Origin of the sequence: Micromonospora sp. NPDC048894, assembly GCF_040649765.1 — a bacterium.
GTDB lineage: Bacteria > Actinomycetota > Actinomycetes > Mycobacteriales > Micromonosporaceae > Micromonospora > Micromonospora antibiotica.
On record NZ_JBEZFY010000009.1, the window covers coordinates 69,375 to 95,562 of the forward strand.

28 protein-coding genes and 3 pseudogenes are annotated in these 26,188 nt (G+C 72.5%); 8 read left to right on the plus strand and 23 right to left on the minus strand.

Annotated features, from left to right (window positions below; translation table 11 throughout):
* The first annotated feature begins 48 nt into the window (after positions 1-48).
* Positions 49-597 carry a CGNR zinc finger domain-containing protein gene (locus tag AB0C22_RS20455; RefSeq protein ID WP_208567801.1) on the plus strand — a complete coding sequence of 183 codons (549 nt, stop codon included), beginning with the start codon at positions 49-51 and terminating at the stop codon, positions 595-597.
* On the opposite strand, the gene AB0C22_RS20460 is transcribed toward AB0C22_RS20455, so the two are convergent.
* From AB0C22_RS20460 to AB0C22_RS20470, 3 genes and pseudogenes are all read right to left on the minus strand, one after another.
* Positions 554-1,135 carry a GNAT family N-acetyltransferase gene (locus tag AB0C22_RS20460; RefSeq protein WP_219465021.1) on the minus strand — a complete coding sequence of 194 codons (582 nt, stop codon included), beginning with the start codon at positions 1,133-1,135 and terminating at the stop codon, positions 554-556. The two genes, AB0C22_RS20455 and AB0C22_RS20460, sit on opposite strands and share 44 nt — an antisense overlap.
* Before the next feature lie 91 nt (positions 1,136-1,226).
* The gene (locus AB0C22_RS20465; RefSeq protein ID WP_308290928.1) at positions 1,227-1,439 is read right to left on the minus strand and encodes a DUF397 domain-containing protein; all 213 of its coding nucleotides are present in this window, start codon (positions 1,437-1,439) and stop codon (positions 1,227-1,229) included.
* Positions 1,430-1,875, minus strand: a pseudogene (locus tag AB0C22_RS20470) (helix-turn-helix transcriptional regulator). The gene AB0C22_RS20465 and the pseudogene AB0C22_RS20470 overlap by 10 nt, the downstream one beginning before the upstream one ends.
* Positions 1,876-2,474: 599 nt before the next feature.
* Here AB0C22_RS20470 and AB0C22_RS20475 point away from each other — a divergent pair.
* Complete coding sequence (locus AB0C22_RS20475) at positions 2,475-2,822, plus strand: hypothetical protein (RefSeq protein WP_357536427.1); 348 nt, start codon at positions 2,475-2,477, stop codon at positions 2,820-2,822.
* Between the two features lie 106 nt (positions 2,823-2,928).
* Here AB0C22_RS20475 and AB0C22_RS20480 read toward each other — a convergent pair whose 3' ends face one another.
* From AB0C22_RS20480 to AB0C22_RS20525, 10 genes are all read right to left on the minus strand, one after another.
* Positions 2,929-4,338 carry a class II fumarate hydratase gene (locus AB0C22_RS20480; RefSeq protein WP_357536429.1) on the minus strand — a complete coding sequence of 470 codons (1,410 nt, stop codon included), beginning with the start codon at positions 4,336-4,338 and terminating at the stop codon, positions 2,929-2,931.
* Between the two features lie 153 nt (positions 4,339-4,491).
* Positions 4,492-4,734: a type II toxin-antitoxin system RelE/ParE family toxin gene (locus AB0C22_RS20485; protein ID WP_219465025.1), complete on the minus strand. Its 243-nt coding sequence runs from the start codon at positions 4,732-4,734 to the stop codon at positions 4,492-4,494.
* Entirely contained in the window at positions 4,731-5,030 is a 300-nt protein-coding gene (locus AB0C22_RS20490; RefSeq protein WP_357536431.1) for a type II toxin-antitoxin system Phd/YefM family antitoxin, read from the minus strand. Before AB0C22_RS20490 ends, AB0C22_RS20485 begins: the two co-directional genes overlap by 4 nt.
* Before the next feature lie 283 nt (positions 5,031-5,313).
* On the minus strand, positions 5,314-5,556 hold the full coding sequence (locus AB0C22_RS20495; protein ID WP_219465028.1) for a hypothetical protein: 243 nt from the start codon (positions 5,554-5,556) through the stop codon (positions 5,314-5,316).
* 608 nt (positions 5,557-6,164) lie between these two features.
* On the minus strand, positions 6,165-6,878 hold the full coding sequence (locus AB0C22_RS20500) for a hypothetical protein (protein WP_219465029.1): 714 nt from the start codon (positions 6,876-6,878) through the stop codon (positions 6,165-6,167).
* A 1-nt stretch (position 6,879) separates the two neighbouring features.
* Entirely contained in the window at positions 6,880-7,149 is a 270-nt protein-coding gene (locus tag AB0C22_RS20505; protein ID WP_157746987.1) for a DUF1778 domain-containing protein, read from the minus strand.
* 117 nt (positions 7,150-7,266) lie between these two features.
* Complete coding sequence (locus tag AB0C22_RS20510) at positions 7,267-7,830, minus strand: GNAT family N-acetyltransferase (protein ID WP_219465031.1); 564 nt, start codon at positions 7,828-7,830, stop codon at positions 7,267-7,269.
* Between the two features lie 38 nt (positions 7,831-7,868).
* Positions 7,869-9,536 carry a fumarate hydratase gene (locus AB0C22_RS20515; protein WP_357536434.1) on the minus strand — a complete coding sequence of 556 codons (1,668 nt, stop codon included), beginning with the start codon at positions 9,534-9,536 and terminating at the stop codon, positions 7,869-7,871.
* A gap of 67 nt (positions 9,537-9,603) precedes the next feature.
* Positions 9,604-11,016, minus strand: a complete 1,413-nt coding sequence (locus AB0C22_RS20520) for a PQQ-binding-like beta-propeller repeat protein (RefSeq protein WP_219470422.1) — start codon at positions 11,014-11,016, stop codon at positions 9,604-9,606.
* 202 nt (positions 11,017-11,218) lie between these two features.
* Positions 11,219-11,707 carry an Lrp/AsnC family transcriptional regulator gene (locus AB0C22_RS20525; RefSeq protein WP_219465032.1) on the minus strand — a complete coding sequence of 163 codons (489 nt, stop codon included), beginning with the start codon at positions 11,705-11,707 and terminating at the stop codon, positions 11,219-11,221.
* A 140-nt stretch (positions 11,708-11,847) separates the two neighbouring features.
* Here AB0C22_RS20525 and hppD point away from each other — a divergent pair, with 140 nt between their 5' ends.
* Genes hppD through hisC form a run of 4 tightly spaced genes read left to right on the plus strand, consistent with a single transcriptional unit; the run spans position 11,848 to position 15,974 of the window.
* Positions 11,848-13,053 carry a 4-hydroxyphenylpyruvate dioxygenase gene (gene hppD / locus AB0C22_RS20530; protein WP_219465033.1) on the plus strand — a complete coding sequence of 402 codons (1,206 nt, stop codon included), beginning with the start codon at positions 11,848-11,850 and terminating at the stop codon, positions 13,051-13,053.
* 11 nt (positions 13,054-13,064) lie between these two features.
* On the plus strand, positions 13,065-13,802 hold the full coding sequence (locus AB0C22_RS20535; protein ID WP_219465034.1) for an RDD family protein: 738 nt from the start codon (positions 13,065-13,067) through the stop codon (positions 13,800-13,802).
* Positions 13,803-13,842: 40 nt separating this feature from the next.
* Positions 13,843-14,874 carry an RDD family protein gene (locus AB0C22_RS20540; RefSeq protein WP_357536437.1) on the plus strand — a complete coding sequence of 344 codons (1,032 nt, stop codon included), beginning with the start codon at positions 13,843-13,845 and terminating at the stop codon, positions 14,872-14,874.
* The gene (gene hisC / locus AB0C22_RS20545; RefSeq protein WP_208567788.1) at positions 14,871-15,974 is read left to right on the plus strand and encodes a histidinol-phosphate transaminase; all 1,104 of its coding nucleotides are present in this window, start codon (positions 14,871-14,873) and stop codon (positions 15,972-15,974) included. The genes AB0C22_RS20540 and hisC overlap by 4 nt, the downstream gene beginning before the upstream one ends.
* A gap of 70 nt (positions 15,975-16,044) precedes the next feature.
* Here hisC and AB0C22_RS20550 read toward each other — a convergent pair whose 3' ends face one another.
* From AB0C22_RS20550 to AB0C22_RS20570, 5 genes are all read right to left on the minus strand, one after another.
* Positions 16,045-17,292: a PQQ-binding-like beta-propeller repeat protein gene (locus AB0C22_RS20550; RefSeq protein WP_219465035.1), complete on the minus strand. Its 1,248-nt coding sequence runs from the start codon at positions 17,290-17,292 to the stop codon at positions 16,045-16,047.
* 161 nt (positions 17,293-17,453) lie between these two features.
* Entirely contained in the window at positions 17,454-17,936 is a 483-nt protein-coding gene (locus AB0C22_RS20555) for an SRPBCC family protein (RefSeq protein WP_208567786.1), read from the minus strand.
* Positions 17,937-18,044: 108 nt separating this feature from the next.
* Entirely contained in the window at positions 18,045-18,254 is a 210-nt protein-coding gene (locus tag AB0C22_RS20560; protein ID WP_208567785.1) for a DUF397 domain-containing protein, read from the minus strand.
* 201 nt (positions 18,255-18,455) lie between these two features.
* Entirely contained in the window at positions 18,456-19,652 is a 1,197-nt protein-coding gene (gene fahA / locus AB0C22_RS20565; RefSeq protein ID WP_357536439.1) for a fumarylacetoacetase, read from the minus strand.
* On the minus strand, positions 19,649-20,584 hold the full coding sequence (locus AB0C22_RS20570; protein WP_357536441.1) for a hypothetical protein: 936 nt from the start codon (positions 20,582-20,584) through the stop codon (positions 19,649-19,651). Before AB0C22_RS20570 ends, fahA begins: the two co-directional genes overlap by 4 nt.
* Before the next feature lie 95 nt (positions 20,585-20,679).
* Between AB0C22_RS20570 and AB0C22_RS20575 the strand changes: the two genes are divergently transcribed.
* Entirely contained in the window at positions 20,680-21,861 is a 1,182-nt protein-coding gene (locus AB0C22_RS20575) for a cupin domain-containing protein (RefSeq protein WP_357536443.1), read from the plus strand.
* A 93-nt stretch (positions 21,862-21,954) separates the two neighbouring features.
* Here the strand turns inward: AB0C22_RS20575 and AB0C22_RS20580 are convergent.
* From AB0C22_RS20580 to AB0C22_RS20600, 5 genes and pseudogenes are all read right to left on the minus strand, one after another.
* A pseudogene (locus tag AB0C22_RS20580) lies at positions 21,955-22,737 on the minus strand (hypothetical protein); the annotation flags it as partial.
* A gap of 399 nt (positions 22,738-23,136) precedes the next feature.
* Positions 23,137-23,370, minus strand: a pseudogene (locus AB0C22_RS20585) (tetratricopeptide repeat protein); the annotation flags it as partial.
* A gap of 7 nt (positions 23,371-23,377) precedes the next feature.
* Positions 23,378-23,860: a 2-C-methyl-D-erythritol 2,4-cyclodiphosphate synthase gene (gene ispF / locus AB0C22_RS20590; protein WP_357536445.1), complete on the minus strand. Its 483-nt coding sequence runs from the start codon at positions 23,858-23,860 to the stop codon at positions 23,378-23,380.
* Between the two features lie 16 nt (positions 23,861-23,876).
* The gene (ispD, locus tag AB0C22_RS20595) at positions 23,877-24,572 is read right to left on the minus strand and encodes a 2-C-methyl-D-erythritol 4-phosphate cytidylyltransferase (RefSeq protein WP_208567780.1); all 696 of its coding nucleotides are present in this window, start codon (positions 24,570-24,572) and stop codon (positions 23,877-23,879) included.
* A 54-nt stretch (positions 24,573-24,626) separates the two neighbouring features.
* Entirely contained in the window at positions 24,627-25,112 is a 486-nt protein-coding gene (locus AB0C22_RS20600) for a CarD family transcriptional regulator (RefSeq protein WP_013288937.1), read from the minus strand.
* Between the two features lie 328 nt (positions 25,113-25,440).
* Between AB0C22_RS20600 and AB0C22_RS20605 the strand changes: the two genes are divergently transcribed.
* Complete coding sequence (locus tag AB0C22_RS20605; protein WP_208567779.1) at positions 25,441-26,172, plus strand: hypothetical protein; 732 nt, start codon at positions 25,441-25,443, stop codon at positions 26,170-26,172.
* Positions 26,173-26,188 lie beyond the last annotated feature (16 nt).

A 26,188-nucleotide genomic window follows, 5' to 3' on the forward strand; every position in this document is an offset into this window, starting at 1 on the left:
GTAGGATTACGCCGGTGACGCTAGCGGCCGACTACGACAGGGGTCAAGTTGCTTTTCGCTCATGACACGGAGTGCGGGCTGACCGCCGCTGCCGCACTGGTCAACACCGACAACCGGGACGGCGAAGGGTTGCCCGACATCGCCGCACTGGACCGCTTCGTCGCCGCGAACCGGTGGACCGGGCGACACGACCGCACCGGGGCCGAGCTGCGCGCCGTCCGGGCGTTACGCCCCCGACTGCGCCGGCTCTGGGACGACGACCCGGACACCGTCGTCACCGTGGTCAACGACCTGCTCCGCGAGTCCCGGGCACTGCCGCAGCTCATCCGGCACGACGACCAGCCCTACCACGTGCACGCGGTGCCCCGGGACGCCCCGCTGGCCACCCGGATGGCCGTCGAGGCGGCGATGGCCGTCGCCGACCTGGTCCGCGGCGACGAGCTGGGCCGGCTGCGGCACTGCGCCCACCCGGAGTGCGCCAACGTGCTGGTCGACCTGTCCAAGAACCGGTCCCGCCGATTCTGCGAAGCAGGCTGCGGCAACCGGGTCGCGGTCAGCGCCTACCGGGCCCGGAAGGCGGCTGGTAGTCGCCCCTGAGCAGCTCGTACTCCACCTCGCCGTGCTCCGTTCCGGCGATCGGGTCGGGCCAGTCGGCGTGGAAGGTGCGGACGTACCGCAGGCCGGCCTTCGCCAGCACCGCCCGGGACCGCACGTTGACCGCCATCGTCTGCGCCCACACCCGGCGTACCCCAGGGGTGTCGAAGGCGTGGCCGACCAGCGCGCGGGCCCCCTCGGTGGCCAGGCCCCGCCCCCAGGCCGCCCGGCGCAGCCGGTAACCCAACTCCGGCCCGGTGCCGTCGTCGGACGGGTCGAGCGCGAACCAGCCCAGAAAGGTGCCGTCGACAGCATCCTCGGCAGCCCACCGGCCCTGCCCCGGGTAGCGGTCGTAGCCGGCGAGAAGCCGGGGCAACTGCTCGTCCCGCACGGTGGCGAGGGGGGTGGGCCGGCCGCCGGTGAGGAACCGCATCACCTCCGGGTCGCTGTCCAGCTCGACCAGATGCGGCACGTCGTCTTCGGTGAAGCGGCGCAGCCGCAGCCGTGCCGTCGTCAGCAACACCCCGCCCAGGCCCGTCACGACCCGCATCATGCCGCCCGCGAGCCGCCCGGTCGACCGGTTATCCCGGCGGTGACCGGGCCAGCGGCGACCGTCCACCGCGCCGGTCCCGTCAGCGCGGGGGCGCCGCCACGAAGACCCGCCAGGAGTACGCCGGGAAGGTGAGCACCGGGCCCGCCGGGTCCTTGCTGTCCCGCACCCCGACCATGCCGACCAGATTCGCCACCTCGACACAGTCGTGGTTCTGACTACTCCGGGTGCTCTTGCGCCAGACCGGGCCGGTCGGCCCGGGAACCGCGCGACCTGCCGCGCCGGTCAGTTCCACGACTCCGCCACCTGCCGCATCAACTCGATGGACTCCGCCGGGGGCAACGCCTCACCGAGAGTCGACTCCCAGACCTCCCGCATCCGGGTCAGGACGTCGGGCTCGCTGAACTCCTGGGTACGGACCTGCCCGCCGACACATCCCAGCTCCATGCCGTCGGGCAGGGTCGCCAGCCGAGTTGCCACACCCGGGCCCGGTCGAGGGCGACCAGATCGGTGAGCATCCGGCTGAAGATGCCGCCGGTGTCGAGGGCCCTGTCGGCCAGTTCGAGGTATTTCGCGGTGGGTGGCTGCTGGCCCAGCTCTATCGCGCTGACCATCGACGCCGAGTAGTTCACCGCCTTGGCGAGGTCGTCCTGACTCCAGCCCCGCCGGGTCCGGGCCCGCCGTAGCTCCGCGACGAGGAAAGCCGCCGCCGTCATCCGCCCGTCCGTCATCTCCAGCAGCCCTCCACCGCCCCGACGATCGACTCCGACACCACGCCGACCAGGAAAGTCGCAGACACAGGACAAGACCGGAAGCCGACAACAACCCTTCACACCGTAGTGGTTTCATCAGCAGACTGTGAAGTGCGACATCGACCGCCCACCCCTCCGGGCGGGCGGTGTCGCGGTGGGACAGCCCGCTCCCCGGCCGGCGGTCCCACCGCCGGGGGAGACGACCAGCCGACCCACCATGGAGGCGACGCGATGCCCCGGCTCACCTGGCGACACCGGCTTGCCCGCAGGCTCTGCTCCACCCGACGCCCCGACGCAGCCCCACCCGAGATGCCCCACCCCCTCGGCCGGGCCGACGAACCCATCCTCGGCCCGAGCGGGAACCCGGGCGACCGGCGAGCCGCCGGCCACCACCCGGCCCGGCCCGGAACCCACCCGGGCGGAACACCCGCTATCCGCCCTGACGCCGGGTCGGCCGCACCACCCACCGCCGGGTCGGCTCCGCCCGGGTGGGAGGACACCACGGTGTCGTTTCCGCGAGTGGGCCGGGTCGGTTGGCTCACGCTGGCCCAGGAGTGGCGGGCCAACCGGGGACGCCGATGAGCCCGGCGGTCACCCCGGGCGGATCACCCCGTCCCGGCGGACCACCTGACCCGGCCGGCCGGAGTGGGCCGCGCCAGGGGATACCGCGCCCGCACCTGCCGCTGCGCCCACTCTGGCTGTGTCGGGTGTGCGCCGCGCCGTGGCCCTGCGGGGCCGCCCGACTCACCCTCGTCTCCGAGTACGCCCACGACCGGGTCGCGCTCAACATCTACCTGTGCACCGTGCTGCACGACGCCGCCGCCGACCTGTACCGGCTCTATCCCGACACCGGCCCCGACCCGGCGACCCTCTTCGCCCGTTTCCTCGCCTGGGTTCCCCGCGCCCGCCCACCGACCGAGCCATGATCCACTCATGGGGGCCGATGTAGCGCTGTCGAATCCGTCTGACACCGCTCCATCGGCCCATAGGAGTCGATCAAGCCGGGCCGGGCCGGGCAGGGGCCGGGGTGGGTCAGGGGTGGGTCATCCGGAGCAGGTCGAGGGCCTCGTCGAGCTGGGTCTCGGTGAGTTTGCCGGAGTCGACGTGCCCCCGGGAGAGCACCACCTCGCGGATGCTGACCTGCTTCGCCAGCGCCTCCTTGGCGATCGAGGCGGCCTCGTCGTACCCGAGGTGGCGGTTGAGCGGGGTGACGATCGACGGCGACCCCTCCGCGTACGCCAGGCAGACCTCGGCGTCCGCGACCAGGCCGGCCACCAGGCGGTCGGCGAAGATCCGGCTGGACGCGGAGAGCAACTTGATCGATTCGAGCAGGTTGCGGCCCATCACCGGGAGCATCACGTTCAGCTCGAAGTCGCCCTGGCTGCCGGCGAACGCGACCGCCGCGTCGTTGCCGATCACCTGGGCGCAGACCTGCCGCACCGCCTCGGCGACCACCGGGTTGACCTTGCCCGGCATGATCGACGAGCCGGGCTGGAGGTCGGGGATGCGCAGCTCCCGCAGGCCCGCCCGGGGGCCGGAACCCATCCAGCGCACGTCGTTGGCGATCTTGTAGAGCCCGACCGCGACGGTACGCAACTGGCCGGACGTCTCGACCAACGCGTCCCGCGCCCCCTGCGCCTCGAAGTGGTTGCGGGCCTCGGTCAACGGCAGCCCGGTCGAGGCGCGCAGCTTCTCGATCACCTTTCCGGCGAAACCCAGCGGGGTGTTGATGCCGGTGCCCACGGCGGTGCCGCCCAACGGCAGCTCGGCCAGCCGGGGCAGCGCCGACTCCAACCGCTCGACGCCGTAGCGGACCTGCGCGGCGTACCCGCCGAACTCCTGCCCCAGGGTGACCGGGGTGGCGTCCATCAGGTGGGTACGCCCCGCCTTGACCACCGTCTCGAACTCGGCCGCCTTCGCCTCCAGCGCCTCCGCCAGGTGGCGCAGCGACGGCAGCAGGTCCTCCACCACGAACTGGGTGGCGGCCAGGTGGATCGACGACGGGAAGACGTCGTTGCTGGACTGCGAGGCGTTCACGTCGTCGTTCGGGTGCACGTCCCGGCCCAGCTCCCGGGTGGCGAGGGTGGCGATCACCTCGTTGGTGTTCATGTTCGACGAGGTGCCCGAGCCGGTCTGGAACACGTCGATCGGGAACTGGTCGTCGTACCCGCCGTCGGCCACGTGCGCGGCGGCGGTGGCGATCGCCTCGGCGACGTCCGCGCCGATCACCCCCAGCTCGCTGTTGACCAGGGCGGCGGCCCCCTTGATCTGGGCGAGTGCCTTGATCTGGGCCGGTTCGATGCCCCGGCCGGAGATCGGGAAGTTCTGCACCGCGCGCTGGGTCTGCGCCCGCCACAGCGCCTCGGCGGGCACCTCCACCTCGCCCATCGAGTCGCGTTCGATCCGGTAGCCCGCTGCCTCTGGAGTCGTCACCCGTCCCATCCTGCCCCGCGCTCCCCCTGCTCGCAGCGGGGCTCGGGAGAAAACGGGCGGTAGGGCAAGATCGTGCTCGATCAGGGAAAGAGTGGTGTCACCCGCCGCCCCAGGTTGGCCACTTGACTGTTGCAGCCGGGCAAGGTCGCCGGAGCTGGGTGCTTACGAGTAGACGTCCTTGCGATGCCCGACGTCGTGGACGGTCAACTCGTCGCCGTCCAGGCGGTAGAGGACCCGGTAGTCCCCGACACGCAACCGACGCCCGGACCCATCGCGCATCTCGGTCGAACTCTGCGGCACCGGGTCGGAAACCAGGCCGAGGATCGCGCTCAGGACAGTCAGGAACACGTTACGCGGCTGTTTGTGCAGCCAAACCAACACATCCCGGTCGATCTGAACCTTCACGCCGCCGCACCGCCGGCCCGGTCGGCCAACAGCGCTTCCACCTCGAGGGGATCAACTCCGAGCGACTCCAGAGCCGCCGACAGCGGCACGAACTGCCCCTCGGCACGAGAACGAGCGATCACCGCCGAGTCCCTGCGGTCTCGGAACGCCTCGATCTCCTCCCACTCGTCGATTCCGAGCAACACGGCGACGGGCCGCTCGTACTTGGTGATGATGACCGGCTCCCCGGTGCGCTCGACCCCGTCCAACACTCGGCCCGCGCCATCGCGGAACTCCCGCAGGGTAATCCTCATCATGTACCAAACCGTACCACGCGGTACCCCGCTGCGCAGGGAGCAACTCCATACCCCCGAGGGGATCTCCACCCCGGGTGGTGCACGCAGGAGTACGCCACCAGCCATCGACCGGTCTTCCATGACCACAGGCCCGACGGTGCGCCAGAGCAGGCATCAGAGTTGTTCGAGGTAAGGGTCAACTACAACTCGGGCAGGCCGACCTCGATCGCCTTGCGCAGGATCACGGCGAGTTGCCGGTATCGCGGCACCGGCAGCACCGGGTCGATCTCGGCGGTCATGCCAGTCAGTCTTCTCCGTTGCGGATGATCTGCCGGATTCGCTCCCGGCTGTAGCCGGTGGCCGTCACGATGTCGACCTGGCGTGTGCCGTCCCGGTCAGCGGCCCGGATCGCCTCGGCCAGCTCGACACGCGCAGCTTTCACCTGGGCGCGGGCTTCAGCGATGAGCTTGGCCGCCCGCTCCTCGGCGCGGGGCACGCCAGCCTGCGCCGCGCGCAGCTTCCGTACCGCTGACTCCAGGTTGGCCACTCATCCATCGTCCCTGGCCGGAGAGTAGGCCAACCTATGCATCCAGCAACTAGGCCAATAGAATGACTTGAAGTTGTGCCAACTTTATCGTCTACCGTTTGGCATGAAGACGCATGCTGCAGGAGGAGCCTCCATGCCAAGATCCGAAGTTCTGGCGGTGGGACCGCGTGAGCTACCCGAACACGGAACCGTGCAGGTCTGGGTAGACGCCGGCAGTGGCGCAACCGGACAGCACGTCGTGGCCGCCGTGAAAGATCTCCGAATTGCCGGGCAGGACCGAGGGGAGGGCGCGACCGCGCTCTACGCAGTCCGGACGCGCTACCGCCAGGGCTGACCCGCATGCCCGGCGCCTCTACTACCGGGCATGCGTCCGCGAGTCGGCTAGCGCAGAAGAGCCTGCGGCACCACCTGTAGGAAGTGAGCCCGGCAGCCTTCCGGACGGTGGGTGGGCCGGGTTTCGCGCTACGCAAGACCCGGGGCATCGACCCGACTCGCGACTGCTGTAGCAACTGCACCGAAACGAGAACCGGTGAGGCTCGCCCCCCGCCACATGGGCACTCAATCACGACTGCCGGGTCCCTGCCTGGCAGCATACGAGGAACCAGTTCTCAGACCTCGCTGAAGGGATCCCTACCGAGCGCCACCTTGATGGCCTGTCGCAGGGAATCCATGGTGAAGGGTTCCGTGAGGTCGGCGCGATTCTCCAGCTCGCTGGCGATCGCCCGTAGTTCGTCTGGCGAAGCGACGACCGACGCCGCCTCACCGCGCGGGGTGGACAGGACGATTCCTGCCACACCCAGACCGCCACCGGCGCTCACCGTCATCTTGCCCGTGCTCAGTGCCCGCTTGGCTGTCTCGACCTTCATGACCAGCCGCAGGGCGTCGCCCTTGATCGGTTGAAAGCCCCGCTGCTGATAGTAGGCCGCCACCCGGCTGTTGATCGCGTCGACAACGATCAGACGACCGCCGGCTACACTCGTCGCCCTGATGATGACCTCTACGGCGTCCAGCAGAAGATCATCGCTGAGGCCCTGTCCCTGAATGGAGCGATCAAGGGCGAACCGGGTCAGCAGGTAGGCGGGAACGACGCTGAAACCGCCCGCCTGCCCACCGGTCAAGCCGGCCCGTTCGACCTGCGTCGGCGCAATCGAGTAGTAGGCCACCACGTCGTCGCTGCCCTCCGGGGTCCAGACATAGGTGCGGGACGTCCCGGCGCGCTGAGCACGGCGGGCCTGCTCGGCAAGCCAGATGTTCAGCGACGGCTCGCCACAGTCGAAGCAGGCGAGCTGGTGTTGGTCTTTAAGCCGGCCGGAAAGAAACAACTCACACCCGCCGGAAACGCCGGGGGCGGTTGGCGATCTCGGTAAGCACCGGCGCCTCGTCAGGTTCGTCGAGTGCCGCGATGAGCAGGTCAAACTGCTCTGCGGGCATAATGGTCCGTTCCGCCCTTGCGAGTACTTTGTCCGCCTCCGCACGGGCAGAACGCACCATGAAGGCCGACACTGGTTCGCCGAGCATCTCGGCCGCCTCGGCGATTCGCGACTTACTGGCCTCGTCCGCTCTCACCTCGATGCGCTCAGTCTTGGCGCTCATCTGAGACTCCATCCGGTCGTGTGCCGCTCCCGAACCTACTGTACGGCGAATGTACGGCATCGCACACCAGGTGCGGCAACCTCGCACATCACGGCGAAGAAGTCGTCAGCAGTCCCATCAGCCCCGTAGCGCACGTAGGCTCCACTCGCGCGCCAGGATGGCGTAGACGAGCTGGTCGGCCCACTCGCCTCGGAACAGATAGCTTTCGACGTGGTGCGCCTCCTGACGCATGCCGAGCCGGGCCATCAGACGGGCGGACGCAGCATTGCGCCCGTGACACCGGGCATAGATCCGGTGCAGTCCGAACTCGGTGAACCCCCAGTCCAACAGCGCCGTGGCGGCCTCCGTAGCCAACCCGCGACCTCCCCGGTCGGGATGGAAGACGTACCCGAGTTCAGCCGTGCGGTCGGTCTGGCTGCGCCAGACCAGCTCCACCGTCCCGATGACCTCGACGTCGGTGACCACGGCCAACGTCAGGCAGTCCCCCTCGGCGCGGAGCGCGTCCTCGCCCGCCATGGCGACCACCGACGATCGCGACTCCTCGCGGGTACGCGGCCCGCTGAGCGTCCAGCGGAAGACCTCCGGTCGACACTGCCAGGAGCACACGTCATCGAGATCGTCCAGCGTGACCGGACGCAGGGTGAGCCGCGCAGTACGAATCGGGTACGTCGGTCGGAACATCAAGCGATGTTAAGGCGTGTGCGTGGCGAGTTGACTCGTCAGCGGCGGCCCACGGTCAGCACCGGCTTGGTGACCTCGGCGAAGAAGTCGTTGCCCTTGTCGTCGACCACGATGAAGGCCGGGAAGTCCTCCACCTCGATCTTCCAGACCGCCTCCATGCCCAGCTCGGCGTACTCCAGCACCTCGACGTGCTTGATGCAGTCCTGGGCCAGCCGGGCCGCCGGGCCGCCGATCGAACCGAGGTAGAAGCCGCCGTGCTGCTGGCAGGAGCGGGTCACCTGGCCGGAGCGGTTGCCCTTGGCCAGCATCACCTGGGAGCCGCCGGCCGCCTGGAACTTCGCCACGTAGGCGTCCATCCGGCCGGCGGTGGTCGGGCCGAACGAGCCGGAGGCGTAGCCCTCGGGGGTCTTGGCCGGGCCGGCGTAGTAGACGGCGTGGTCGCGCAGGTACTGCGGCATCGGCTCACCGGCGTCGAGCCGCTCGGCGATCTTGGCGTGGGCGATGTCCCGGGCCACCACCAGCGGGCCGGTCAGCGACAGCCGGGTCTTCACCGGGTACTTCGACAGCTCGGCCCGGATCTCGGCCATCGGCCGGTTGAGGTCGACGCGCACCACCTCGGAGGCGTCGAGGGTCTCGTCGGTGACGTCCGGCAGGAAACGCGCCGGGTCGGTCTCCAGGCGCTCCAGCCACACCCCCGACGGGGTGATCTTGGCGACCGCCTGCCGGTCGGCCGAGCAGGACACGGCGATCGCCACCGGGCAGGACGCGCCGTGCCGGGGCAGCCGGACCACCCGCACGTCGTGGCAGAAGTACCGGCCGCCGAACTGCGCGCCGATGCCGAAGTTGCGGGTCAGCTCCAGCACCTCGGCCTCCAGCTCCAGGTCCCGGAAGCCGTGCGCGCTCATCGAGCCGGAGGTGGGCAACGTGTCGAGGTACTTCGCCGAGGCGTACTTGGCGGTCTTGAGGGCGTACTCGGCGGAGGTGCCACCGATGACGACCGCCAGGTGGTACGGCGGGCAGGCCGAGGTGCCGATCAGCCGCAGCTTCTCCTCCAGGAACTGCATCATCCGCGTCGGATTGAGCAGCGCCTTGGTCTCCTGGTAGAGGTAGGACTTGTTGGCCGAACCGCCGCCCTTGGCCATGAACAGGAACTTGTACGTGTCGGGGTGGCCGTCCGGGTCCTCGGCGTACAGGTCGACCTGGGCGGGCAGGTTGCTGCCGGTGTTCCGCTCGTCCCACATGGTCAGCGGGGCGAGCTGCGAATACCGCAGGTTCAGCCGCGTGTACGCCTGGTAGACCCCACGCGAGATCGCCTCGGCGTCGGAGCCGTCGGTGAGCACGTGCCGGCCCCGCTTGCCCATCACGATCGCGGTGCCGGTGTCCTGGCACATCGGCAGCACGCCACCGGCGGCGATGTTGGCGTTGCGCAGCAGGTCCAGCGCGACGAACCGGTCGTTCGGGGAGGCCGCCGGATCATCGATGATCGACCGGAGCTGGGCCAGGTGCGCCGGCCGCAGGTAGTGGGCGATGTCGTGCATCGCCTCGGCGGTCAGCGCGGTCAGCGCCGCCGGCTCCACGGTCAGGAAGCGGCGCCCCCCGGGCCCGTGGACGACGTCGACGCCCTCGTCGGTGACCAGGCGGTATTCGGTCTGATCCGGACCGGTCGGCAGCAAGGGGGCGTACGAGAACGCGGCGGCACTGCTCATGTCGGAAAAGCCTAGGGCAGACCGGTCGATCGGTGACACCCGCCGGGTGGGTCGTGGGACGCCGCTCTCACCCGTCGCCGTTGGCGCAGAGTTCCCGCTTCGGTCCGCAACTGTCCTCGACGTCCGGTACGCCACCGGTACGCCCCGGGCCGGGCCCGCCTTGACCGTCCGACCCGGCCGGTGGCGCGGCGGGTGGCGGCGCACCGGCACCCGCGCCGAACCGGACGTACCCGATCTCCCGCCCCTCGCCGACGACCATGCCGTTGCGGCCGACCGCGAGCGCATTGGCGCTGGTCCGCAACACCACCAGTTCCTTACCGGTACGCGGGTCCACGGCGACCAGCCGACTCGGCTTGTCCCCGGTCAGCACCGCCGCGTATGGGGTGAGCGCCGCACCCGCCTTCGCCCCGGCCGGCCGGGTCCAGCGGGCCTTGCCGGTGCCCAACTCCCGGGCGATGACCGAATCCTTGTCGGCGCTGCGCACCAGGGCGTACCGGTCGTCGACGGCGAGCAGCTTCTCCCCCTCGGCGTTCACCAGCAGCACCCGGCCGTCGTAGCCGTCGAGGACCGTCTCCCGCCCGTCGGGGCCCACCCCGATCAGCACGCTGCGGGCCCCCTGCGGGTCCTCCCGCTGCACGCACCCGGCACTGTCGGCGGTGCGCAGGTTGAGCCCGGTGCGCCGCCACACCTCCTGCCCGGTGGCCGGGTCCCGGGCCGAGACGGCGTACTGGCAGCTGCCGTCGACCGACACTGCGGTGATCTTGAGCATCCGGCCGCCGACGACGGACAACCGCTCGTCGCGGCCCGGCTCGACGTTCTGCACGACCCGGCCGGTGGCGGTGTCCACCACGTGCACCCGGCCGTCCACCGGGAACCCGAGCAGCGGCGGCACCGCCTCCGGCCCGGCCACCCCCTCGTCGATCCGCAGCGCGGTGAACCGCCGGGTGCCGAGCAGGCCCGGGTTGTCGGCGAAGAGCCCGGTGCTGACCCCGGGCAGGAAGGCCGTCCACAGCGGGCTGTTACCGCGCGGATCCCAGGCGCTCAGCGTGCAGTCGGTGGCGGCCACGCACCGGGCGTCCAGCAGCATGTTCCGGTACGTCCAGACGGCCACCGCGTCGCCGTCACGCCGACGTACCGCCCCGGTGGTGGGATCGAGCAGCTCGTACCCCTTGACCAGGAGCTTGCCCACGGCGACGACGGCGTCGCGGTCGCCGCCGGCCACCGCCGACCAGTCCGCCTTGCGCTCCCACAGCGGGGCGCCGGTGGCGAGGCTGCGCACCTCCGTGCGGGTACGTTGCTCGACCACGACGGTGTCACCGACGATCGTGACGCTCTTCGGGGTGCCGCCGACCCGCTGCTGCCACAGCACGTCCGGTTCGGAGATCGGCTCGCTGCGGTCGACCCAGTCCCACACCCCGGGGAAGGGGTTCCACACTCCGGTGACGGCGAGCGCGATCACGACGACGAGCCCGAGCAGCAGCCCTCCCCGCACCCCGCCAAGGCCCTTCACACCGCACACCGTAGCGACGTTCACCTCCCCGCCCAGCCCCCGCGCCGGAGTGTCGCCCCGCTTTCTCCCTGGCGGGGGACGCACCCGGCGGGCAGACCGGACGCATCACAACATCGCCGAAATAGCGTCCACAGAGCCTTCGAATACCGCTATATCAGCCCAATTGCCCTGATCACGACCCGGCGGCGGACCGCAGCAACGGCAGCGTGCGGTAGGGGATCTGCTCGGCGAGCGCGATGATCGTGGAGGCCCGGCGGATCGCCTCGGACGAGACGATCTGGTCGATGACCCGTTGCAGGTCGGTGTTGGAGCGCGCCACGATCCGGCAGAGCAGGTCGCTCGCCCCGGTGATGGTGTGCGCCTCCAGCACCTCGGGGATCGCCGCCAGGTGCGCGGTGACCGTGTCGTGGCCGTGCCGCTGGCTGATCTCCAGCGTGACGAAGCTGGTCACCGCGAAGCCGATCGCCGCCGGGCGGATCTCCGGCCCGAACCCGCCGATCACCCCCCGGTCGACCAGCTTGTCCAGCCGGGCCTGCACGGTGCCCCGGGCCACCCCGAGCCGACGGGAGCATTCCAGCACCCCGATCCGGGGTTCGTCGGCGAGGAGCTGGACCAGCCTGCCGTCCAACGCGTCGAGCTGTGCACCCTGTGCAGCGTTCATGGCTTGACACCCTACCGATTGCGCAACCTGACCAGGGTAAAACGTGAGTGTTGCCCAGTGGACGGGCCCACCGCGATGCTGCCTGCAAGAGCTGACGGACCACCGGCCCACGACGCCGGCCACAACCGAGGGAGGCCACCGTGACCCAGGCGATCGACCGACCCCAGTCGACCGAGGACATCGACGTCGACACGCTCGTCGGCGCAGTCGACCACGACATCACCCGTGACCCGTTCCCGGTCAAGGGCCTCGACCACGTGCACTTCCTGGTCGGCAACGCCAAGCAGGCCGCGCACTACTACTCCACCGCGTTCGGCATGACCTGCGTGGCCTACCGGGGGCCGGAGCAGGGCTACCGCGACCACGCCGAGTACGTGCTGACCAGCGGCTCGGCCCGGTTCGTGCTGACCGGCGCGGTCCGCCCCGACGCGGCCGGTGCCGAGCACGTCGCGAAGCACTCCGACGGGGTCAGTGACATCGCGCTGGAGGTGCCGGACGTCGACGCCGCGTACGCGCACGCGCTGACCCAGGGCGCCACCGGCCTGGTCGAGCCGCACGACGTGACCGACGCGTACGGCACCGTCCGGCTCGCCACCATCGCCGCGTACGGCGACACCCGGCACAGCCTGGTCGACAGGTCCCGCTACACCGGCCCGTTCCTGCCCGGCTTCGTGGCCCGGGGCCCGATCGTCGACCGGCAGCCGATGATCGCCGCCGGCCTCCAGCCGAAGCGCTTCTTCCAGGCCGTCGACCACGTGGTCGGCAACGTCGAACTCGGCCGGATGGACGAGTGGGTGGAGTTCTACAAGCGGGTGATGGGCTTCTCCAACATGGCGGAGTTCATCGGAGACGACATCGCCACCGACTACTCGGCGCTGATGAGCAAGGTCGTCGCCAGCGGCACCCGGAAGGTGAAGTTCCCGCTCAACGAGCCGGCGGTGGCCCGCAAGAAGTCGCAGATCGACGAGTACCTGGAGTTCTACCAGGGCCCCGGCGCACAGCACATCGCGGTCGCCACCAACGACATCCTGGCCAGCGTCGACGCGATGCGGGCAGCCGGCGTCGAGTTCCTCGACACCCCGGACTCCTACTACGACGACCCGGAGCTGCGGGCCCGGATCGGCAACGTACGGGTGCCGATCGAGCAGCTGAAGTCCCGCAAGATCCTGGTCGACCGGGACGAGGACGGCTACCTGCTCCAGATCTTCACCAAGCCCGTGCAGGACCGCCCGACGGTCTTCTTCGAGCTGATCGAGCGGCACGGCTCGCTCGGTTTCGGCAAGGGCAACTTCAAGGCGCTGTTCGAAGCCATCGAGCGCGAGCAGGAAGCGCGCGGCAATTTGTAACACTGTCTCGCGTGACGCAACCTCCGAGCTACCCGACACCGCCGGCCGGTGGGCCTGGGCCCGCCGCCGGCGGCTTCGCCCCGCCCGCCGGCCCACACCCGCAGGGGTACGCCGTGCCGCCGCAACCCGGCCCCTACGCCGCCCCGCCCGGCGGCTACCCGCGACCCGGCCCGTACGCCGGGATGCCCGGGTACCCGCCGCCGGGACCCGGCATGCCGCCGCCCGGTTTCCCCGGGATGTCGCCGCGTGGGCTGCCGCTGGCCAGCTTCGGTGACCGGCTGCTCGCCCTGCTCATCGACGGGGCGGTGCTCGCCGCGGCCAGCATGGTCTTCATCGTGCCGGCCTTCATCGTCTTCTTCCAGATGGTCCTGCCCGACCTGACCACCACGGCAGACGGCACGCCCACCTCCGACCCGTTCACCAACTTCCTGATTCCGATGCTGGTGTTGCAGGGCGTGATCTTCGTGGTGGCGTTCGCCATGAGCTACGTCTACCAGGTCGAGATGATGTACAAGACCGGGCAGACCATCGGCAAGCGGGTGATGAAGATCCAGGTGGTGCCGCTCGACCCGGCCGCCACGCTGACCCGTACGGCCGCGGCCAAGCGGTGGGCCGCCGCCCAGATCGGCGGGGCGATCATTCCCGTCTTCAGCTACCTCGACGGGCTGTGGCAGCTCTGGGACAAGCCGTGGCAGCAGTGCCTCCACGACAAGTTCGCCGGCACCATCGTCGTTAAGGTTGCCGGGTGAGCGAGCAGAGCGACCGTACCGGACAGCGCAGGGCGAAACCGTGAGCGTGCAGCCAGGGTGGTACGTCGACCCGGCCGAGCCGACCACCCGACGGTGGTGGGACGGTGAAGGCTGGATCGGTGCCCCGATCCCGGTCGACGCCACCCCGCCGGACGGCCCGCCACCGCCCGAGCCGGAGCCCGCCGCCGAGCCGCCCGCCCCGACCTCCCCCGCCGACGCCCCGCCGACGGCCGGCCGGCACCCGTCGGCCCCGGCCGCTCCCGGCACCTCACCGGGCACCCCCGGCCCGCCCTGGACCGGGCAACCCACCGCAGGCCAACCCTGGACCGGGCAACCGGGAGCGGGCCAGCCCGGACACCCGTGGGCCGGGCAGCCGGAGGGTCACGGGGCCGGGCAGCCCGGCGGGCCGCCGCCCGGCTGGCCGTACCCGACCTGGCCGGGGCGTCCGCCGGAGCCACGCCCACACGGTGTGCCGCTGGCCGGCTACGGTGCCCGGCTGCTCGCCCGGCTGATCGACTTCGGGGTCGTCTTCGGGCTCAACGCGGTGGTCAACGGCTGGTTCGTCTGGCGGTACTTCGAGGAGACCGCGCCCTACCTGCGGGAGGCGGTCCGGCGGGCGATGGCCGGCGACTCCTCCCGGGATGGGCTGCCCGCCATCGGTGAGCAGGCCGGCGGCCTCCAGATCGCCATCCTGGTCATCGCGACCGCGCTCTGGTTCGCCTACGAGGTGCCGACGATGGCCTCCGGTGGGCAGACCCTGGGCAAGCGGCTGCTGCGCATCCGGGCCGTGCCGGTCGACGCCGACCAGCCGCTCGGCTTCGGTCGGGCCACCCGGCGGTGGAGCACCATGGGCATGCCCACCCTGCTCTGGTTCTGCTGCGGCTTCGGTCTGCTGCTCCAGTTCGTCGACGCGGTATCCGCGCTGTTCGACCACCCGCTGCGCCAGGCGCTGCACGACAAGCGGGCCCAGACCGTCGTGGTGCAGGTGCCGCGCGCCGACCACCCCGACACCCCCACCGACGACACCGCCACCGACCGCACCGACCCCGAGCCCCCGGGAGACACCCCATGACCGACACCGGACGTCACCAGCCCCCGCTGCGGCTGACCCGCGCCGACCTGGACGCCCTGCCGACCTACGTCCCCGGGCGCAGCCCCGCCGACCTGGCCCGCGAGCTGGGGCTGGCCGAGGCGATCAAACTCGCCAGCAACGAGGTGCCGTACGGGCCGCTGCCCGGAGTGGTCGAGGCGGTCACCGAGGCGGTCACCGGTTCGCACCGCTACCCGGACATGGGCGTGGTGGCGCTACGCACCGCACTCGCCGAGCGGTACGGCGTGGACCCCGACCGGATCGCCACCGGCTGCGGGTCGGTGGCGCTGGCCGAGCACCTGGTCCGGGCCACCTGCCTGCCCGGCGACGAACTGCTCTACTCGTGGCGCTCGTTCGAGGCGTACCCGATCATCGCGGCGACCAGCGGCGCGAGCAGCGTGCGGGTGCCCAACGACGCCGGCCACGGGCACGACCTGGCGGCGATGGCCGCGGCGGTGACCGACCGGACCCGGATGGTGCTGGTCTGCAACCCGAACAACCCCACCGGGACGGCGGTGCGCAAGCCGGAGCTGGACCGGTTCCTCGACGCCGTGGGCGACGACGTGCTGGTCGTCATCGACGAGGCCTACCGGGAGTTCGTCACCGATCCGGCGGTGCCGGACGGCCTCACCTACCTGGACCGGCCCAACGTGGTGGTGCTACGCACCCTGTCCAAGGCGTGGGGGCTGGCCGGGCTGCGGATCGGGTGGCTGGTCGGCGCCCCCGAGGTGGCCGCCGCCGTGCGCAAGGTGGTCACCCCGTTCTCCACCAGCACCGCCGCCCAGGCGGGCGCACTGGCCGCGCTGGCCCAGGCCGACGAGGTCGAACGACGCTGCGCGCTGGTCGTCACCGAGCGGGACCGGGTCACCGAGGCGCTGCGCAAGTTCGTCCCCGACGTGCCGTCCAGCCAGGCCAACTTCGTCTGGTTGCCGCTGGGTGAGCGGGCCGTGGCGTTCGGCCGGGCATGCGAGGCCCGTGGCGTGATCGTCCGGCCGTTCGCCGGGGACGGGGTGCGGGTCACCATCGGTACCCCGGCCGAGAACGACGCCTTCCTGGCCGCCGCGGAGGCCGCCCTGTCCTGAGTTCGCCGGGGCGCGGGGCGGGGCGGTCCCGCCGGGCCCGCAGTCAGGTCAGGGCCCGCCGGGGCCGGGGTCAGGTCGCGGCGAGCACCACCGGCTCGGCCGTCAGGAAGTACGCCTGGTCGTCGTCGTCCGGGTCGGCGCGCTCCCGCAGCCGCTCCACCGCGACGTAGCCGCCGGCCGCGTACGCCCGGCCGGGTTTCCAGCCGATGCCGTCCCGGCCGGGGGTCATCGGGAACCGGGAACGCTGGGCGCCGGTGACCGGGTCGAGGGTGACCAGTTCCCGGCGTTCGGTCAGCACGTAGAGCCGACCGGCCTCGGTGGCGAGGACGGTCACCGGGCCCAGGTCACCACGCTGCCAGCGGCCCTTGCCGCTGCGCGCCTCCCAGCCCTTGAGCACCCCGCCGTCGTCGCCGACGGCCAGCTCACCGACCAGGGTGGTGCCGGCGGCGTCCAGGGCGGGGGCGGCCATCGGCGCACCCGGGCCGACCTGCCAGCCCCGACCACCGGAGCCGCCGTCGGTGCGCAGTGCCCGACACTGCGACCGGGGGGTGAGGCAGCCGACCGGGGTGACGGTGAACCGGTCGGGGGCGTCCGGCGGTCGCCAGCGGGTGGTGACCGTGCCGGTGGACACGTCCCGGAACTCGACCGTCGTCGGGCCGGCGCAGGAGTCGACGGAGAAGACCTGCCCGGCGGCGGTGGTGCCCAGGTCGGTGCGGCAGTCCCGGTCGCCGTCGACCCGCCAGAGCGCGCGCCCGTCGGCGAGGTCGTAGCCGCGCAGGCCGCCGACCCCGGAGACCACCAGGACCGTCCGGCCGCCCGGGGCGGGGGCGACGGAGATGCCGCGCGGGTCCCAGACGGTGGCCGCCCCGGTGCGCCGGGCGGGTGGGGTGTCGGCCGGCGTCGGCCCGTCGGCCCGCCAGGCGACCCGGCCGGTCAACGCGTCCAGGGCCACCAGCTGCCCGTCCGACCAGTGGCTGAGCACCGTCGTGCCGGCCGCCAGCATCCCGTCGAGGGTGGCCGGCCAGCGGCGGTACGACCAGAACGGGGTGACCCGGTTGCGGCCGTCGGCCGGCTGGTCGGCGTAGAGCTGACGCTCGGCGGCGTAGACCCGCAGCCGTCCCGCCACCACCAACGGTGCGGCCGGCAGCCGACCCACCACCCCGATCGCGGGGGTGCCGGCGGGCGGCGGTGCGCCCCGGGCGGGCGTGACGACCTCGGCGGGGGCGAGCACCCGGTAGCCGATGCCGGCGACCGCCGCGAGGGTGAGCAGCGTGGTGGCCGCGACCACGAGTCGCCGCCGTCCCTTCGGGAATCCCATGCCCACCTCCGCCCGGCACCCTACCCAGGCGTCCCCCCTCGGGACCGGTCAGGTCGCGTCGCGTCGTGCGAAGGATTCCGCCGACCGGTTCCGGTGCGGCGCCACCGCCCCCGGCCTGCGGACGGCGCGGGACGCGCCACGCGGGGCGGGCGGGAACGGGGTCAGGCGGCGGTGGCCCGGCCGGTGCTGTGCACGGTGGCGGCCAGTGCGGTCAGGTCACGCCGGATCGCGCCCTCCACGGTGCGGGCCGCCAGACCGCCGAAGAGCAGCGCCATCATCCGACCGTACGGGGCGGTCGGCACCGCCCGGTGCTCGACGGTGACGGCGGTGCATGCGCGGCGACGGCGCTGGACGGCGCGCAGGGTCCAGGTGATCCGGTAGTCCACCCCGATGCCGGGGGAGCTGAGCACCAGCCGGTGCGGTGGCTCGGCGGCCAGCACGAGGAACTCCTCCGCCTGGTCGCCGCCGTCCGGCCGGGTGCGGGTCTCCCGCCACGCGGTCCCCGGGCCGAACGGGCCCGGGGTGAGCGGCTCGACGGCGCTGACCGTGCAGAGCCAGTCGACGCGGACCGGCAGGTCGGTCAGGAGCGCCCACACGTCGACGACCGGCGCCTCGATGAAATCGGTGACCGCAACCGTCGACATGACACCTCCCGTGTCGTCCACCGTACGGCGGGTGAGCGGCCAGCGGGGGGCCGGACGATGAAATTTCCGTCACCGGTGCCCCTGTCGAGGCACCGGTGACGGGGTTGATCAGGGCCGCAACAGCCCCGCCCGGACGGCGTCGACGAACGCCGTCCAGCCCGGGGGGCCGATGACCAGGGCCGGGCCCGACGGGTCCTTGGAGTCGCGTACCCCGACCACTGCTCGGGTACGGACGAGATTGTCCGCCACCTCCACGCAGAGCCCCTGGTCGTTCGAGCGGCTGCTGGTGCGCCACACTGCGCCGACGAGATCGTTCATGCTCCTACCTCCTGTCCGCTGGGACGTTTCACGCCGACGCACCCCGCGCCGCCGACGGGGGCGGGCGGCGCGGGGTGTGCCGACGGAATCCGGTGGAACAAACGCGGCAGGAGACGCCGAAGATCGGACAGCCGGTGCGACCGGCGCGACCCGGTGCCGGGCGGCCGGTCGGTGCCCGGCGGTCCCGACCCGGACCGGGGCTCAGCGGGCGGGCAGGATCTGCCCGGTGACCTCGCCGAGGGCGATGGTGGTGCCGTCCGGCCCGGGGGCGGTGGCCCGCAGGGTGACGGTGTCGCCGTCGGCGAGGAAGGTGCGGGTCTCCCCGCCGACGCTGACCGGTTCGGCCCCACCCCAGGTCAGTTCCAGGAACGAGCCGACCTGCCCGCGCTGGGGGCCGGAGACGGTGCCCGAGGCGTACAGGTCGCCGGTCCGCAGGGACGCGCCGTTGACGGTCAGGTGGGCCAACTGCTGGGCGGGCGTCCAGTACATCCCGGCGAACGGTGGCTCGGTGACCCGCTCGCCGTTCCACTCGACCGCGAGTCGCAGGTCGAGGCCCAGGTGCGGGGTCTGCCGCAGGTAGTCCTGCACCGGCGGGTCCTGCTGCGGGGCGGGCACGAACGCGTCGGCCAGGGCGTCCAGCGGGGTCACCCAGGCGGAGACGGAGGTGGCGAAGGACTTGCCGAGGAACGGTCCGAGCGGCTGGTACTCCCACGCCTGGATGTCCCGGGCCGACCAGTCGTTGACCAGCACCACCCCGAAGACGTGGTCGGCGAAGTCACCGGTGGGCACCCGGTCGCCGAGCGCGCTCGGTACGCCGACCACGAAGCCCACCTCGGCCTCGATGTCGAGGCGTACCGACGGGCCGACGGTGGGGCCCTCGCCGGTGGCGCGCTGCCCCGACGGGCGGACGACCGGGGTGCCGGAGACCACCACCGTGCCGGCCCGGCCGTGGTAGCCGATCGGCAGGTGTTTCCAGTTCGGCAGCAGCGGCGGCTGGCCGGGGCGGAAGATCTGCCCGACGTTGCCGGCGTGGTGCTCCGAGGAGTAGAAGTCGACGTAGTCGGCCACCGCGAACGGCAACAGCAGCTCGACGGCGTCCAGCGGCACCAGCAGCGGCTCGACGGCCGGCCGGTGCGCCGGGTCGGTGAGCAGTTCGACGAGGCGCTGCCGGACCGAGGTCCACTGCGGGCGGCCGAGCGCCATGAAGGCGTTGAGGGTGGGCCGGCGCAACGCCCCGGCGGCGAGGACCAGCCCGGCGTCCTCCGCCGCCGCCAGGTCGAACACCACGTCGGCGACGCGTACGCCGATCCTGGGCGGCTGCCCGTCGTGCCGGAACACCCCGTACGGCAGGTTGGTCACGCCGTACGGCGAGCCGTCCGCGCCCGTCACCCAGCTCATCGGTCGAATCCCCCGTTCACCAGCCCCAGCCGGATCAGATCGGTCAGTGGTTCCCGGACGCTGCACGAGCCGAACCCGACCCACAGCGGGCGGTCGGCGTCACGGGCCGCGCGGGCCGGCTCGACCAGCCGCACCGCGTCGGTGTCGGCGAGCAGCGCGGCGACGACGTCCACCTCGGCGTCGGCAGCGGCGGCGAGGGTGGCGGCCAGCACGTTACCGAAGCCGTGGTGGGTGAAGCCGGTCTCCGGGTCGAGGTGGCGTACCGCGTGGTGCAGCCCGGCGGTCAGCTTGAACGGCAGGTCCCGGTCCCGGCAGGCGCAGATCACCGCGGCCAGTTCGACGGGGGTGGGGAAGAGTTCGGCGGCCAACCCGCCGGTGCGGAACTTCGCGGCGATCGGCACGTCGGCCGCGCGGGCCTCGGCGAGGGTGTCCAGCGCGGCGCTGAGGCCGAAGGTCAGCGGTAGCTCGGCGTACCAGGCGACGGCCGGCCCCTCGGAGCGGGCCGGCTCCCGGTCGGGGTGGTCCCCGGCGATCCGGAGCAGCTCGGTCAGGCCGGGCTGCGGGTCCTCGCCACGTCGGGCGACCGCCACCTCGACCTGCCGGACCACGAGGCCACCGGCGGCGAGGCGGGTCAGCGCGGCGGGCAGCCTGGCGATGCCGGTGTCACCGATCAGCCCGACCTCGAAGCCCGCAGCCTGGTCGGCCTGATCGGTCTGATCGGTCTGGCCGGTCTGGCCGGTCTGGCTGGTCAGGTCGGTCAGCGTGTCGGCGGCGGAGGCGGGCACCAGCAGCGGGCCGACCAGGTCGGCGTACCAGGAGGCGCGGTGCTGGTGGTGTGCGGTGACCGCGTCGGGCAGCGACGCGCTGCCGGGCGGGAAGACGGCGGCGTCGTCGACGAGTCCGGCGAGGAGGCGGGGGACCTGCGTTGACACGAGACAAGAATCTACGGGACGCTGTCAAGGAGCGGACAGCAACGTCCGACTATCGGACGCCGCCGGCCGAATATCGGGACAATACGGGAGGCGACATGCCGTACTACCGCAGCGTCGGCGAGGTGCCCCGTAAGCGGCACACCCAGTTCCGCCAGCCCGACGGCACCCTCTACACCGAAGAGCTGATGGGCCAGGAGGGCTTCTCCGCCGACTCGTCCCTGCTCTACCACCGGCACCCGCCGACCGCGATCGTCGCCGCCGAGGCGTTCACCCCGCCCGGGTACACCCGGCTGCCCAACCACCCGCTCAAGCCGCGCCACCTACAGACCCACAAGCTCGACGGCGCGGGGGCCGACCCGGTGCTCGGCCGGCGTCACCTGCTCGCCAACGACGACGTCCGGATCGGGTACGCGCTAGCCGACCGGCCGTCCCCGCTCTACCGCAACGCCACCGGCGACGAGTGCCTCTACGTCGAGGCGGGCACGCTGCGGCTGGAGTCCACCTTCGGCGCGCTCGACCTGGTCGCCGGCGACTACGTGGTCATCCCCACCTCGACGGTCCACCGGCTGGTGCCCACCGGCGACACCCCGGTCCGGCTGCTGACCATCGAGGCCACCGGACACATCGGCCCACCCAAGCGCTACCTGTCGGTGCGCGGCCAGTTCCTCGAACACTCCCCCTACTGCGAGCGGGACGTCCGGGGGCCGGACGCGCCGCTGCTGGTCGACGACACCGACGTGGAGGTACTGGTCCGGCACCGGTCCCGGGCCACCGGCACCGCCTGGACCCGGCACGTCTACGCCCACCACCCGTTCGACGTGGTCGGCTGGGACGGCCACCAGTACCCGTGGGCGTTCTCCATCCACGACTTCGAGCCGATCACCGGCCGCCTCCACCAGCCGCCGCCGGTGCACCAGACCTTCCAGGGCCCCAACTTCGTGATCTGCTCGTTCGTGCCCCGCAAGGTCGACTACCACCCGGATGCGATCCCGGTGCCCTACCACCACCACAACGTCGACTCCGACGAGATGCTCTTCTACACCGGCGGCAACTACGAGGCCCGGCGCGGCTCCGGCATCGGGCAGGGCTCGATCTCGCTGCACCCGTCCGGCTTCACCCACGGCCCGCAGCCCGGCGCGGCGGAACGCTCGATCGGCGTCGACTTCTTCGACGAACTGGCCGTCATGGTCGACACCTTCCGCCCCCTCGACCTCTGCGACGCCGCCGTCGAGTGCGAGGACCCGGGCTACGCCTGGACCTGGAACCGCCAGCCCTGACCCGCCGGGTGCCGCGATCAGGCACCGCTGAGCAGCGGCCTTCCCGGCGCGTCGGGTCGCCCAGCCGTCGCCGGTCGGAGGTGGGGCGCGAGGCTAGGCGACGCCCGCACGGGTGGCGGCGATCAGGGTGGCCGGCACCGCGAGGGCGATCGCGAGCACCAGCGGCCACGGGCTGCCCACCAGGGCGAACAGCAGGAGCAGGGCCGGCCCGGCCGGGACGGCGTACACGGCGAACGCCAACGCGCGGTCCTCGCGGCGCAGCGCCGGCAGGACCACCCGACCCAGCTCGGGCACCCGCCGGGACAGCTGCCAGGCCAGCAGCGCGCCACCGGCCGCCGCCAGCACCGCCACCACCCGGCTCGCCCCCGCCCCGCCAGCGGCCAGGAACGCGAGCAGCAGGCTGGCGACCAGCGACCAGCCGCTGCCGACCAGGACGAGCCGGCGCAGCCCGGTCCACAACGGCAGCTTCTCCGCCCGCGCCGGCTGCACCGGCGCCAACGCGGCCACCTGCTCCAACGCCAGCACCCAGCGCCGCCGCTCCAACCGCAGCACCCCCGGGTCGTGCCGCGCCTCGGCCAGCTCCGGATCGAGCCGTAACGCCTCCCGGTAGGCCCGTTCGGCCAGGTCGAACAACTCCAGCCGGCCGGCGACCAGGGCCAGCACCAGGTGCGCCTGCGGCTCGTCGGGGGCCAGCTCCACCCCACGCCAGGCCGCGTTCAGCGCCGGCTGGCCGTTGCGCGCCTCGGCCAGGATCGCCGCCGCGCTCCGCTGGGCGTACGCGTCGGTCGGCCCGGCCGCCAGGATCCGATCGGCGGTACGCGCCGACTCGGCGTACTCCCCCAGGTCGGCGAGGGCGATCGCCCGGACGACCAGTGCGGCGGCCGGCACCCTCGCCGGGGCCTCCCCCGACGGGCCGAATTCGCCGGCCGGGGCGGGTGCACCGGCCGGGCCGGGGAAGGAGGGTGCCCCCGGCTGGTCGGAGCCGAGAGGCGGTCCGGGCCGGTCCGGCGACGATCCAGACGGGTCGGGCAACGTCGGAGGGCCCGCCTGTCCCGGCGCCGCCCATGATCCGGTAGGGCCGGCCGGTGCCGGCCCACCTGACCGGTCAGCCGGGCCCGAGGGCGCAGCCGGGCCTGGGGGCGCAGCCGTACCAGGCGGCACAGCCGGGCCTGGGGACACGGGCGGGCCCGAGGACACAGCCGCACCAGGCGGCACAGGCGGGCCTGGGGGCACAGGCGGGTGCGGCGGTCCGGGGAGCGGTGGGGTGTCGGGGCGGGGTGAGGTGTCGGGGCGGGGTGGGGCGATCGCCGCGTCGGCGGCGGCGAGCGCCTCGCCGGGGCGGCCGGCGGCGAGGTGCAGCCGGGCCAGCAGCGTCAGCGCGGCCGGGTCGGCGGGGGCCAGGGCGAGCGCGAAGCCCAACTCCTCGGTGGCCTCGTCGTGGCGGCCCAACTCTGCCAGGAGCTGGGCCCGCTGCCGGTAGCCGTCGAGGGGCGACTCGTCGTCGGTCATCGCGGCCCTACCCGGCCGCCGCGTCATAGACCAGGGCCACCGCGATACCGGCGAGGCCCTCGCCCCGCCCGGTGAAACCGAGGCCGTCGCTGGTGGCGGCGGTGACGGTGACCGGTGCGCCGACCGCCGCGGAGAGCACCTGCTGCGCCTCGTCGCGCCGTGGCCCGATCCGGGGCCGGTTGCCCACGACCTGCACGGAGACGTTGCCGATCGCGTACCCGGCGGCGCGGACCCGACGGGCGGACTCGGTGAGCAGCGCCACCCCGGAGGCGGCGGCCCACTCCGGCTCGGCCACCCCGAAGTTCGCCCCGAGATCACCGAGCCCGGCGGCGGAGAGCAGCGCGTTGCAGGCGGCGTGCGCGACCACGTCGGCGTCGGAGTGCCCGGCCAGGCCGTCCTCGCCCGGCCAGTGCAGGCCGGCCAGCCAGCACGGCCGGCCTGCCGCGAAGGCGTGGATGTCGGTGCCGACGGCGACCCGGGGAACGATCATGGATCGAGGGTACGCGTCAGTGCCCGGCGGCCAGCAGGTGCTCGGCCAGGGTCAGGTCGAACGGGCGGGTGACTTTCAGCGCGTACTCGGAGCCGGGGACGCAGAACACCGGTACGCCCTGCTGCTCGACCAGTCCGGCGTCGTCGGTGAGCGGGTCACCGGCGGCGGCGTGTGCGGCGGCGAGCACCTCCCGGCGGAACCCCTGCGGGGTCTGCACGGCCCGCAGGGCGGACCTGTCGACGGTGGCGAGGACGACGCCGGCAGCGTCCACCTGCTTGATCGTGTCGCTGACGGGGAGGACCGGGATCACCGCGTCGTGCCCGGCCCGGACTGCTGCCGCCACCGCCTCGACGAGCGCGGGTGGGGTGAGCGCCCGCGCCGCGTCGTGCACCAGCACGATGTCGGGGCCGGACGGCACCGCCGCCAGCGCGTTCGCCACCGACGCCTGGCGTTCGGCACCGCCCGCCACCACCAGGACCGGGGCGACCGGGGTCAGCAACTGCCGGACGGCGTCGACCTCGGTGGCCGGCGCGGCGACGACGACGGTGTGCACCGACGGGGCGGCGGCGATCCGGCGTACCACGTGCACCAACAGGGGTTCACCGCCGAGGAGCCGGAGCGCCTTGGGACCGCCCGGACCGAGGCGTACCCCGGCACCGGCCGCAGGAACGAGGACCGCGACGTCACCGCGCGGATTGAGCTGCGCGGTCACGTCGCGGTCCTCGGGAATTCTTCGCTGCGGGGTGGGTACGACGATGCGGTCGGATCAGGCCTCGGTGAGGACCTTGTCGAGCAGCGTCTCCGCCTCGTCCTTGGTGCTCTTCTCGGCCAGCGCGACCTCGCCGACGAGAATGTCGCGGGCCTTGGCGAGCATGCGCTTCTCACCCGCGGAAAGGCCCCGCTCCCGCTCCCGACGCCACAGGTCGCGGACGACCTCGGCGACCTTCAGCGGGTTGCCGGAGGCCAGCTTTTCCAGATTCGCCTTGTAACGCCGCGACCAGTTGGTCGGCTCTTCGGTGTGCGGTGCACGGAGCACGTCGAAGACCTTTCCCAGGCCCTCTTCGCCGACCACCTCGCGCACACCCACGATCTCGGCGTTCTCGGCGGGCACCCGGACCGTCAGGTCACCCTGTGCGACCCTGAGGACCAGGTATTCCCTGGGCTCACCCTTGATGACCCGAGTCTCGATTGCCTCGATGAGTGCGGCCCCGTGGTGGGGGTAAACAACGGTCTCGCCGACGCTGAAAACCATAGGTTCGAAACCCCTTTCGCTGTGTCTAGGGTAACACGCTCAGGCACCAATGTCCCGCTGCCGTCCTGACCGTTGGCGCAGCTCAGGGGCCCTGTGAGAGGTGTTGCTTCGGCTTGACAGGCGGCCAAACCAGTGGTTCAAACACGCTCCGTGAGCAGCAGATGACAACCCGGTACGGGTGATCGGAGCGTGGATTTCTCGGGCTATGCGCTCTTCCCATGGTAGCCCGCGGGCGTCCGCACCGCCCAGGTCTAGCGGCAGGAGGGTCCGTGCGGGACGCTGGAGGGGTACCGCACACCGCTCGCCGCACCGCTTACCGGGGGGTCCGATGGGCAAGCCCGACGCCGAGGGACAGGGTCCGTCCGAGGAACTGCCCGACCTGCCGCCGGAGTGGGGCCGGGTGGTCGTGCCGGACGACGCGTCGGCGCTGGCCGAGGAGGCCGCCCAGCTCCGTCGCGAGCTGCGCCGACGCACCTCGGCCACCCGCTGGCGACGCCGGCTGGGGCTGACCGCCCGCCCCGACGGCCGGCCACCGCTCGGGCTGCCCCTGCTGTTGCTGCTGGTGGCGGTGCTCGCCACCAGCGTCGGCCTGGTCACCGTCACCTGGCCCCGGTCGTCGCGGGGCACCGACCGCCCCACCGTCCTGCCGCAGTCGGCTACCCCGGCACCCCTGGTCGGGCGGTCGCTGCCCGCGCTGGACCTGGTCGACGTCGACCAGACACCGGTGCCGCTGCGCGGCCTGCTGCCCGCGATGATCGTTCTGGTGGACGGCTGCGCGTGTGCCGCGCAGGTGGCCGCCGCCGCCAGCGCGGCACCCGACGGCGTGCAGGTGGTCACCGTCGCCGGCGGACGTGAGGTGACGCCCGCCCCACCGGTCGGCGGTCCGGTCCGCGCCCTCGCCGACCCCGCCGGGGAACTACGCGCCGCGCTGCACCTGACCGCCCGACCCGACACCGCCCCGGCCCTGCTGGTGGACCGGGCCGGCACCGTGGTCCGGGTGCTGCCCGAGCTGGGTGCCGCCGCCGACTACCGGAACGACCTGGTCCGGCTCGCCGGCTGACCCGGGGCCGCCCGCC